Annotated in this window: 17 protein-coding genes; 2 read left to right on the top strand and 15 right to left on the bottom strand. The window is 71.4% G+C overall.

The features are described from left to right. Positions 1-27: 27 nt before the first annotated feature. The 6 genes from ABD327_RS25790 to ABD327_RS25765 form a co-directional block, all read right to left on the bottom strand. Positions 28-306 (bottom strand): hypothetical protein, encoded by a 279-nt coding sequence (locus tag ABD327_RS25790; RefSeq protein ID WP_344248200.1) that lies wholly within the window; start codon positions 304-306, stop codon positions 28-30. Further along, the gene (locus ABD327_RS25785; RefSeq protein WP_344248202.1) at positions 303-578 is read right to left on the bottom strand and encodes a hypothetical protein; all 276 of its coding nucleotides are present in this window, start codon (positions 576-578) and stop codon (positions 303-305) included. The genes ABD327_RS25790 and ABD327_RS25785 overlap by 4 nt, the downstream gene beginning before the upstream one ends. Next, positions 575-1,039, bottom strand: a complete 465-nt coding sequence (locus tag ABD327_RS25780; protein WP_344453592.1) for an SLOG family protein — start codon at positions 1,037-1,039, stop codon at positions 575-577. The genes ABD327_RS25785 and ABD327_RS25780 overlap by 4 nt, the downstream gene beginning before the upstream one ends. A 94-nt stretch (positions 1,040-1,133) precedes the next feature. Beyond that, positions 1,134-1,508: a hypothetical protein gene (locus ABD327_RS25775; protein WP_344453589.1), complete on the bottom strand. Its 375-nt coding sequence runs from the start codon at positions 1,506-1,508 to the stop codon at positions 1,134-1,136. Then, positions 1,508-1,696: a MerR family DNA-binding transcriptional regulator gene (locus tag ABD327_RS25770; RefSeq protein ID WP_344453586.1), complete on the bottom strand. Its 189-nt coding sequence runs from the start codon at positions 1,694-1,696 to the stop codon at positions 1,508-1,510. Before ABD327_RS25770 ends, ABD327_RS25775 begins: the two co-directional genes overlap by 1 nt. Then, complete coding sequence (locus tag ABD327_RS25765) at positions 1,693-2,148, bottom strand: helix-turn-helix domain-containing protein (RefSeq protein WP_344248222.1); 456 nt, start codon at positions 2,146-2,148, stop codon at positions 1,693-1,695. Before ABD327_RS25765 ends, ABD327_RS25770 begins: the two co-directional genes overlap by 4 nt. Positions 2,149-2,318: 170 nt before the next feature. On the opposite strand from ABD327_RS25765, the gene ABD327_RS25760 reads away from it, so the two are divergent. Both ABD327_RS25760 and ABD327_RS25755 read left to right on the top strand, forming a co-directional pair. Further along, on the top strand, positions 2,319-2,846 hold the full coding sequence (locus tag ABD327_RS25760; RefSeq protein WP_344248224.1) for a helix-turn-helix domain-containing protein: 528 nt from the start codon (positions 2,319-2,321) through the stop codon (positions 2,844-2,846). A 147-nt stretch (positions 2,847-2,993) separates the two neighbouring features. Continuing rightward, positions 2,994-3,374, top strand: coding sequence for a hypothetical protein (locus ABD327_RS25755; protein ID WP_344453583.1), 381 nt, complete (start codon positions 2,994-2,996; stop codon positions 3,372-3,374). 57 nt (positions 3,375-3,431) lie between these two features. Here ABD327_RS25755 and ABD327_RS25750 read toward each other — a convergent pair whose 3' ends face one another. The 9 genes from ABD327_RS25750 to ABD327_RS25710 form a co-directional block, all read right to left on the bottom strand. Then, complete coding sequence (locus tag ABD327_RS25750; RefSeq protein WP_344248259.1) at positions 3,432-3,884, bottom strand: hypothetical protein; 453 nt, start codon at positions 3,882-3,884, stop codon at positions 3,432-3,434. Then, positions 3,878-4,090, bottom strand: coding sequence for a hypothetical protein (locus tag ABD327_RS25745; protein ID WP_344248257.1), 213 nt, complete (start codon positions 4,088-4,090; stop codon positions 3,878-3,880). Before ABD327_RS25745 ends, ABD327_RS25750 begins: the two co-directional genes overlap by 7 nt. Before the next feature lie 22 nt (positions 4,091-4,112). After that, positions 4,113-4,520 (bottom strand): DUF6197 family protein, encoded by a 408-nt coding sequence (locus ABD327_RS25740; RefSeq protein ID WP_344453580.1) that lies wholly within the window; start codon positions 4,518-4,520, stop codon positions 4,113-4,115. Between the two features lie 92 nt (positions 4,521-4,612). After that, positions 4,613-5,275, bottom strand: coding sequence for a hypothetical protein (locus ABD327_RS25735; protein WP_344248171.1), 663 nt, complete (start codon positions 5,273-5,275; stop codon positions 4,613-4,615). 2 nt (positions 5,276-5,277) lie between these two features. Then, positions 5,278-5,724 carry a hypothetical protein gene (locus ABD327_RS25730; protein ID WP_344248169.1) on the bottom strand — a complete coding sequence of 149 codons (447 nt, stop codon included), beginning with the start codon at positions 5,722-5,724 and terminating at the stop codon, positions 5,278-5,280. Positions 5,725-5,727: 3 nt separating this feature from the next. After that, the gene (locus ABD327_RS25725) at positions 5,728-6,015 is read right to left on the bottom strand and encodes a hypothetical protein (RefSeq protein WP_344248167.1); all 288 of its coding nucleotides are present in this window, start codon (positions 6,013-6,015) and stop codon (positions 5,728-5,730) included. A 3-nt stretch (positions 6,016-6,018) separates the two neighbouring features. Next, positions 6,019-6,441, bottom strand: a complete 423-nt coding sequence (locus ABD327_RS25720) for a hypothetical protein (protein ID WP_344248165.1) — start codon at positions 6,439-6,441, stop codon at positions 6,019-6,021. A 246-nt stretch (positions 6,442-6,687) separates the two neighbouring features. Further along, entirely contained in the window at positions 6,688-7,347 is a 660-nt protein-coding gene (locus ABD327_RS25715; RefSeq protein ID WP_344453577.1) for a DNA methyltransferase, read from the bottom strand. Positions 7,348-7,745: 398 nt separating this feature from the next. Next, positions 7,746-7,950, bottom strand: a 205-nt coding sequence (locus tag ABD327_RS25710) for a hypothetical protein (RefSeq protein WP_344453575.1), incomplete at its 5' end; no start/stop codon positions are given.

Genomic DNA, 7,950 nt, shown 5'->3' with positions numbered 1-7,950 from the left:
TGACCGCGGCCGCGGCCGCCGTCCGGGTCATCGTTGGCGGGCGCTGCGGTCGAGCCGGCCGACGTCGTCGCGGAAGCGGGCCAGCGCGTCCAGGAACACCGCCTGGTCGCGCAGGTTGTCCATGCCGCCGCGGGCGTAGGCGGTGGGTTCGGTGATGGGGGCGATGGCCTGCATCTGCTCGCAGATGGTGCGCATCGCGGCCAGGTCGATGTGTTCCAGCAGGGCCAGGAGGCCGCGGGCGGCGCCGGTGAGCACGGCGACCATCGCCGGATACGACTCGGGGGTGATCTTCTCGGTGTCGCTCATGGGGTCCTCGGCTCGGGTCGGTGCGTGCAGCGGATGGCGTGCACGGCGTAGGGCTTTTCGGTGGGGTGGCGGTGGCCGGTGACGATGACGCGGGCGATCCACGTGCCGCCCGATGACTGGTAGGCCAGGAATCCGCCGATGGGTTCGGGTGCGGGCGCGGGGTCCAGGAGGACCTCGCGCCCGTCCCAGACGGCGCGCAGGATCTTGCCTCCGCAGCGCGGGCACAGCGGCGGCTTCTTCTTCTGCCTGGTGCGTCGTCTGGTGTGTCTCATGCCGCCGCCTGACCCGGCGGTTTCTCGGCCTCGGGCTCGATCTCGATGGGGGTGATGCGCAGGCCTGCGCGGCGGGCGCGGCGGATGCAGTCCCGGGTGTTGCGGTTGACGCCGCCCTTGGCCAGGAACGCCAGGACCAGGTCGGCGCCGGCGTCGACCATCTCCTGGTTGCGCAGTCCCGAGGCCGTCGGGCACCAGCTGCCGGTGCGGCGGTCGGGGCGGCCGCCGCGGTGGCGGCGCTTGTCGTCGCATGGGCGCAGCCACGCGGCCTTGTGCGGCTCGACCGTCCAGCCCAGGCGCTTGGCGACCGCCGCGGCGATCCGGTCGGGGCCGCGCTGGGCGCCGTGGACCAGGACGTGCTCGCCGGGCGTGCGGTCGATCGTCTCCAGGGCCGTCTCGACCGCGCGGCGGGCCGCTTCGCCCTTGCACTCGCGGGTGCCGGTGACCAGGACTCTCACCATGTGGGGCCGCCCTTCCAGTACATCGGGTCGTCGTCGCCGTCCTCGGGGCCGCGGATGATGGCCCAGGCGTCGCGCAGCCGGTCCAGGAGCGTTCTCATCTCGCCGCCACCGGCACGGCCTGGGTCGCCTCGGCCTCGGCCCGCTTGCTCTTGTTGCGGTCGACGGCCTCGCGGGCCTCCTGCTCCACCGAGCGGGGCGCGGGCGGGGCGGCGGGCTCGGGCACCGTCCAGCCGTTGGCCTCGCACACCGCGCGCACGATCTCGCTGTAGTCGTGGGCGAGGTCGGCGGCGTTGCGGGCGTCGGCGGACGCGCTGGCGTGGGAGGACTGGACCTGGTCCAGGGCGGCCTGCAGCTGCACGATCTGCTCGGCGTAGCCGTTGGCGGCGGCGCCGGCCTCCTCGGCCTTGCGCAGCTGCCGGGCCGCGGAGTCGACCAGGCGCTGGAGCGTCTCGGGGTTGCGGATCTGCATTACGGGGTCCTCTCGGGGGCGGGCAGGAGCGCGGTGACCGCGCTGTGGGGGAACCGGCGGTGGCCGGTGGGGGTGCGGAAGTAGGGCAGGCGCCCTGCGGTGGCCCATCTGCGGACGGTGCGCACGCTCACGCCGAAGGCGTCGGCGACCTGACCGGACGTCATCGGCCTCTCGTCGGGCTGGTTCATGGGTGCTCCTGGGGATCGGTTCCGGCGAGGGCGTCCAGAACGGGCCCGATGTCGCGGCCGCAGGCCAGGGCGTCGGTCAGCTCGTCCCACCGCTGGGCGACCTCATCGGCGGTCTCATCGGCCAGGTCGGGGGAGAGCAGGACCAGCAGGCCGGGCAGGCACGCATCGCACAGGTGCAGGCGGCCCTCCAGCTCGGCGCGGGCCAGGAGGGGCAGCAGCTCGACCAGCAGGCCGCCGCGGCGCAGGTCGGCCTGGCGGCATCCGAGTGCCTGGGCGATGGCCTCCAGCGTCTCGGGGGAGGCGCCCGAGGTCCCGGACTCCAGGGCGCTGATCAGCGCGGGGGTGCGGCCGATGCGGCGGGCGAGTTCGGACTGGGACAGGCCTGCCTCGCTGCGGCGGGCCCGCAGAAGGTGCGGGTCGTGGGGGGCGCTGCGGCCTGCACTCGGGGTCATGGTCGGCATGTTATGGCCGGTTTTGGCATGTCCACAACAGATGGCAGGCATTTACGGAAGAGGCCGATGGGTCAGCAGTCGTCTACTTCCATGCCAACCCAGGCGAAAACCGGCCGAAGAAGGCCATGCCCCATGGTCCAAGTGAATTCAAGTGGTGCATCATGTGCGCCATGACTAACCGAAACTGGGAACGCTTGGCCGAAGCCGTCCAGCGGCGTCGCGCCGAGCTGGGGTTGAGCCAGCGGGCGCTCGCCGAGCGAGGGCCGTTGTCGCGCGACCGGGTGCAGAAGATCGAGGGCGCCCTACGCGATGACTACAGCCTGACCGTGCTGACCGCGCTGGAGCGCGCGCTGGGATGGCAGACCGGATCAGTAGAAGCGGTCCTGGCCGGCGGGGAGCCCGTGGCGGCCGAGCCCGGGGACCTGACGATCGAGCACGCGCCAGGGGTGCGCGAGCACCTCCTGCCACCCGGGGTCGCCGAGCGCCTGGGCGATGCCGCCGACAGCCACACCCTGGAGGTGAGCGTCCCCGGAGAGGAGGGCGTGTTGATCGTCACTTGGACGAAAAGGCTCCCACCGGACTTGCTGGCCATGACCGAGGACATCAAGGCCCAGTCCCGCCTGCTGTCGCGCAGGGCCCAGGTCCAGCGCCAGAACGAGCCATCCGAGCGTGATCCTCGTAACGGTACTGACGGGTAATAATCCGGAAAGACCGAATTGTGAAATCTCCTCACGGGTAAAACGACTGTCAAGACTCGCATCGGCGCCCAAAACGTGGTTTTGTCTTCTATCCGGGCATCGGGGGTCAGGCACGTGCAAAGGAGCCGTGAGTTGGAATTCCGAGGAATGCGCACCACCCTGGTCGGCGACGCCGCTGCCACCTACGAAGAGCACCCTGACCACGCGCTCATCGTCGTGGACGAGCGCCTGGACACGATCGAGACGCTGGCCGCGCTGTCGGTGCTGACCACCCAGGTGGCCCGCCTGCGCTGGCAGCCTCCCGAACAGATGCGGCGGCACGGACCGAACGCCATTCTTTTCTACGAATGCGATCACACCGGTCAGACCCCCGTGGAATACCGCCTCCACGGGCCCGACCTGCACTATCAGGTACGACCCGGCCTGGACGCCGGCGCCGCGCTCGACGCGGCCATGGCAGCAATCACCGAAGCGGCCGCCGTACAGGGCTGGCAGCCGCTGACCCCGGACCACCGCGCTGTCGGATAGGCCCGCGCACACGAAAAGGCCGGCCCCGCTGGGGACCGGCCTTCGTCATGTCCGGGCTCACTCGGGCAGGCGCACCTCCTGGACCCCCCGCGCCGCGGCCGCGGACTCCTCCCGCTGCTCCTGGCCGTCGACGACCCGGGCCGAGGCGCTCAGCTCCCAGGCGTGCATCCCGGCCTCGCGCGGCGGCGGGGAGCCGTTCAGCAGGCCGCGCAGGATCCGCGCCGTCTCGGCCCGCGCGGCGGCCTGGCCGTCCCCGTGCTGGCCGCGCACCACCGGAGCCGAGACGCGCTCCAGCTGGCTGACGTACAGCAGGATCCGGTCGCGCAGCAGCACCAGCTCTGCGGCCGCCCCGCCCACGGTGCGCGTGCAGCCAGGCCCGCACTCCTCGTCCAGGCGCAGCGCCATGCCGCGGTCGACCAGCTCGGCGAGCCGGTCGGCGGCCTCGGAGTCGTAGTGGCCCTCCAGTCGGCAACCGCCGGAGAGCACGACCCAGCAGGGCTCGGTCAGCATGTTTCCTCGTCTCGGTGGTCGGGGCAGAGGATGAACCAGGCCGCCGCAAGGTTGAACGCGGCGAGTGTCGCGTAGGCGTTTGCCTCCGCCCACATGCGGTCGAGAAGGAACACCCAGGTCAGATAGTTCACGAAGACGCCGAGCGCGAGGTAAAGCCATCCGATAGATCGAGGAGGGTTACGGCGTCGCCTGTGGGTGGGCTTCATGATTGGGGATCCTGGGCTGTCGTCAGACGGCGTCGCGTACGTGGGAGGCGCAGTCGCGGAGCGCGGCGACGACCTCCTCGGCGGTGCGCTCGCTGGTGTCGTTCCAGTACTCGATGTCGGGCCGCATGGTGCGGTCGGCCGGCCAGCCCTCCCGCGCGGCGAGGTAGTCGGCGAAGACCTTCTCAGCGGTGGCGACGACCTCCCAGTCGGCGATCGCGTCGGCTTCCACGTACGCGCCGTCACCGAAGGTGGGGAGCTGGCCGACGGCGACGGAGATGCCGCCCCGGGCACAGACGGGGCAGGTGCGCGCGTCGATGCTGAGGTCGGGCAGGCCGTCGTCGCCGGTGGGCCTCTCGAAGAAGCTCCCCTGCGCCCAGCCCTGCTTCTCGATGACGTCGGCGGCCTTGGCCAGGATCTCGGCGGTGTTCATGAGTACTCCTTTGCTCTCGAAGATCACATAACACGCATTATGGGGAATCGGGTCCCGGGACTCCGTGATGGAGGAGTCCCGGGACCCCGGGATCAGGCGGTGGGCTCGTCGACCCAGCGGGCGCCGGGGGCATCGTCGGGGCGCAGGCCGTCGTCGGGCGCGCGGTCGCGGCCGGAGCGGGTCTCCTCGACCACGCCGTCGACCCAGGCGTCGAACGCGTCGGTGACCTCCTGCCAGATCCTCTCGGCCGCCGTCCGCCCCATCCCGGCCGGGAGGGTGACGCGGTCCTCGGGGCCCTCCGGGTCCCACACGATGCCGTGCTCGGCCAGGAGTTCGGCGGCGCGCTCGCACCAGGCCTCGGTGACCTCGGCGTAGGCCCAGTTCTCTTCGTCGCCCAGGGCGGCGTCGGCGCTGCCCCAGGTGCCCTCGCGGGACTGCAGGCCGTTGTAGATGAGATCCCGGTCGTCCATCGGGAAGCCCAGGTCGCGCACGTCCACGGTGCGCTCGGGGCAGTGCTCCACGTGGGTGAGGCTGATGCAGGAGCTTTCGCCGGTCACCCAGACGACGGCGGTGTGGCCACCGAGCAGCTGGGCCTCGGTGCGGGTGGTGCCGGCGGCGCCCTCGCCCTCGCGGAACCCGGTCCAGTAGCGAACCGGCGTGCCGATCGGGTGGGCGGCGTTCCACCGCTGGACGGCCTCGGCCTCCAGGGCGCGGCGGCGGGCCTCGGCCGGTTCGAGATTGGCGGTGTCGGTCATGGTCAGTTCTCCTTCGCAGGGGCGGTCAGGCGGGCGAGGAACTGCTGGCGGGCCTCGGCGTCCGTGCTGTTCCCGGTGGCGATGGCGGCCAGCTCCTCCAGGTTCAGCCGGTAGACCTGGGCGAGCGCCTCCTGCGCGGCGAGCCGCTTGCGCAGCTGCAGGATCTCGTCGCCCAGGGCGTTGCCGCCGTCGACCGCGGTCCAGGCGTGGCCGGCCAGGCGGGCCTCCCAGGCGAGGGCGTCGCGGTCCTTCTGGCGCAGCCGCTCGATCTCGGCCTGCATCTCCTCCACCTTCGGGGTCAGGACGGCCAGAACGGCGCGGGCGGACCAGTTGGAGACGGACTCGGCGGGCTGGAAGTCGTCCCCGAGGTCGCGGGGGAGGACGGCGCCGGGGTCGGAGATGGCGCGGCGGATGGCGGCCAGGTCGAGGGTGTCGGTAGTGGTGGTCATGGGTCAGCGCTCCTTCGCGGGGACGTTCTGCTCCAGGAGGCCAGCGACCTCGGGGTACTGCAGGCCGAGTTCGGCGGCCAGGCTCACCAGCGCCAGCTGGGTCTGGCGGTCGGCGTAGTCGGCGTCGGCGTCCTTCTCCGCGAGCGTCATGGCGGTGATGGCGGCGTTGTAGTCCAGGGCGCGGCCGGGCAGCCAGGAGACGGTCCAGTGGCCCTCAGGGGCGCGGGTGGCGGTGTGCAGGGTGACGGTGGAGGTGATCGTCCCGCCGTCGTAGTCGGGGGTCATGGCCATCGCTCAGCGCTCCTGGGGGGCGGGCATCGCGCGGCAGGTCTCGGCGTGGGCCTGGGCGGCGGTGCGGGCCTCTCGCTCGGCGTACGCGGCTTCGTCCTCGGGGCTGTAGCCCTCCTCGTGGGGGCCGTAGCTGAGGTCGTTCTCGCCGCAGCCGGTGCAGGTGTTGACGTAGGGCGCGGGGACGTGTCCGCGGCGCAGGTCGACGGTGGCGCCGCCGACGGTGAGGTAGCGGGCGTAGACGCCGGGGGGCCAGGCGGTGGCGGTGGTGTGCTCGGGCATGTGCTGCTCCTGGGTGTAGGGGGCGATCTGGGCGACCGGCTGCCCGTAGCGGGTCAGGACGGTCGTCTTGCCGTGCAGCGAGGCGCGGATGACCAGGTCCCCCAGGACCTTGCGCGCCTGCTCGACCGGCATCGTCTCGCTGGTCATACCTAGAGTCTTAAGGACTTTAAGGAGGCTGGCAAGGGCTATGCCGAAACGGTTCTAGGTCAGATGTGGCCACGCGGGACGGAACGAGACGGAAGACGGAACGGAGACGAAAGACGGCGGCCGCGGGGCGTGCCGGGGAAGAGTGCTTCCCCGGAATTGATCTTCGTCCGGGGTACGTCACGTCATCGCGTACGGGAAAGTGCACACGTACCGGCCGCCGCCCGGGGCGCACTTTCCGGGCAGGGCTCAGACGAGCGGCAGGGCCGCCTGGGACAGCCGGCGGGCGGCGCGCTCGGCATAGCGCTCGTCGATCTCAACGCCGATGGCGCGGCGGCCGAGGTTGCGGGCGGCGACCAGCGTGGAGCCGTCTCCGGCGAACGGGTCGGCGACGACGCCGGGCGGGCACGTCCCGATGAGGGCCTCCAGCACGTCCACGGGCTTGGCGTGGGGATGCCCGCTTTTGCGCGCGAGGTGGCCGACGCCGCGCGCGTTGCTGGAGACCACGCTGCTCCATGCACCGGGACGCTTGGGCCACAGACCCAGGAGGAAGACCGGCTCGACATCGCGGCGGTAGCCGGTCGTACTACCGACCACCCCGGAGTCCGCAAGCTTGCGGTAGACGAGGACGTGGCGCACGGCGGCAGGATGCGGAGCGTAGAAGGAACCGAAGACCATGGCCGGCCGATCGCCCCACAGGGCCAAGGCGTCATCACGGGCCGCTGTGTCGGCATCGCCCCGGATCCCGGCGTGCGCAGCGCTCCCTCGCCCTGGATTGGCGCCGCGCTTCCATCCGATGCCGTACGGCGGATCGGTGAGCAGGACATCCGCGGCGAGCCAAGCGTGGATCTCGCGGGAGTCGCCGAGGTAGAGGGTCACGGCGTCGTCGGCGTAGTAGGGCTCCGGCACGGCTGCCTCCTTCTGTGGCGAAGGTAACAAATCGGTCGGACAAAATGCTGATTTTGTGCGGCCGCCACGCGGCACCCGTCCCCCGCTGCACCGAACAAGATCGTTCCGGCATCCCGAACAAGATCGTTTTTCGGGGGTGGAACAAGATCGTTCCCGGGTGCGCAGTCCCGGAACCACGGGATCCGGGGATCCCGAACAAGATCGTTCGCGCGGACCTCGAACAAGATCGTTCACAGGGGCGGAACAAGATCGCCAGCCTGTGCGCGGTCCCGGGATCGCGGGGCCCGGGGATCACGGGGGCCCGGGATTCCGAACAAGATCGCCACCCCGAGCAAGATCGAACTTCCCACCAAGATCGCTCGCTGGTGGCCCGAACAAGATCGTTCGCGGGGGTGGTCTCAGCCCAGGTCCAGGCCGTAGGCCTCGCACACCTCGGCGGGCAGCTCGGTCAGGAGGCGCTCCAGCGCGTCGTCCAGGTCGACGAACTCCGCGCGCCGCTCCCACAGGTCGACGCTGCAGGCGGCCAGCAGCGCCTCGGCGTCCACGCCGGGGACGAAGTCCAGGCCGGCCTGGGCGGCGGCGGCCAGGCGGTGCACGCCGGTG

The organism is Actinocorallia aurantiaca (assembly GCF_039533685.1).
In the GTDB taxonomy this organism is placed as follows: domain Bacteria; phylum Actinomycetota; class Actinomycetes; order Streptosporangiales; family Streptosporangiaceae; genus Actinocorallia; species Actinocorallia aurantiaca.
The sequence above is the reverse complement of the archived record's forward strand: the minus strand, read 5'-3'. Positions and strand labels throughout refer to the sequence as shown.

Excerpts from the sequence above, each read along its gene's own strand:
- ABD327_RS25725 (WP_344248167.1), bottom strand. The coding sequence starts at position 6,015 with ATGGCCATGACCCCCGACTACGACGGCGGGACGATCACCTCCACCGTC.
- ABD327_RS25775 (WP_344453589.1), bottom strand. The coding sequence starts at position 1,508 with ATGCAGATCCGCAACCCCGAGACGCTCCAGCGCCTGGTCGACTCCGCG.
- ABD327_RS25735 (WP_344248171.1), bottom strand. The coding sequence starts at position 5,275 with ATGACCGACACCGCCAATCTCGAACCGGCCGAGGCCCGCCGCCGCGCC.
- ABD327_RS25765 (WP_344248222.1), bottom strand. The coding sequence starts at position 2,148 with ATGACCCCGAGTGCAGGCCGCAGCGCCCCCCACGACCCGCACCTTCTG.
- ABD327_RS25750 (WP_344248259.1), bottom strand. The coding sequence starts at position 3,884 with ATGCTGACCGAGCCCTGCTGGGTCGTGCTCTCCGGCGGTTGCCGACTG.
- ABD327_RS25790 (WP_344248200.1), bottom strand. The coding sequence starts at position 306 with ATGAGCGACACCGAGAAGATCACCCCCGAGTCGTATCCGGCGATGGTC.
- ABD327_RS25745 (WP_344248257.1), bottom strand. The coding sequence starts at position 4,090 with ATGAAGCCCACCCACAGGCGACGCCGTAACCCTCCTCGATCTATCGGA.
- ABD327_RS25770 (WP_344453586.1), bottom strand. The coding sequence starts at position 1,696 with ATGAACCAGCCCGACGAGAGGCCGATGACGTCCGGTCAGGTCGCCGAC.
- ABD327_RS25755 (WP_344453583.1), top strand. The coding sequence starts at position 2,994 with ATGCGCACCACCCTGGTCGGCGACGCCGCTGCCACCTACGAAGAGCAC.
- ABD327_RS25785 (WP_344248202.1), bottom strand. The coding sequence starts at position 578 with ATGAGACACACCAGACGACGCACCAGGCAGAAGAAGAAGCCGCCGCTG.
- ABD327_RS25780 (WP_344453592.1), bottom strand. The coding sequence starts at position 1,039 with ATGGTGAGAGTCCTGGTCACCGGCACCCGCGAGTGCAAGGGCGAAGCG.
- ABD327_RS25730 (WP_344248169.1), bottom strand. The coding sequence starts at position 5,724 with ATGACCACCACTACCGACACCCTCGACCTGGCCGCCATCCGCCGCGCC.
- ABD327_RS25720 (WP_344248165.1), bottom strand. The coding sequence starts at position 6,441 with ATGACCAGCGAGACGATGCCGGTCGAGCAGGCGCGCAAGGTCCTGGGG.
- ABD327_RS25760 (WP_344248224.1), top strand. The coding sequence starts at position 2,319 with ATGACTAACCGAAACTGGGAACGCTTGGCCGAAGCCGTCCAGCGGCGT.
- ABD327_RS25740 (WP_344453580.1), bottom strand. The coding sequence starts at position 4,520 with ATGAACACCGCCGAGATCCTGGCCAAGGCCGCCGACGTCATCGAGAAG.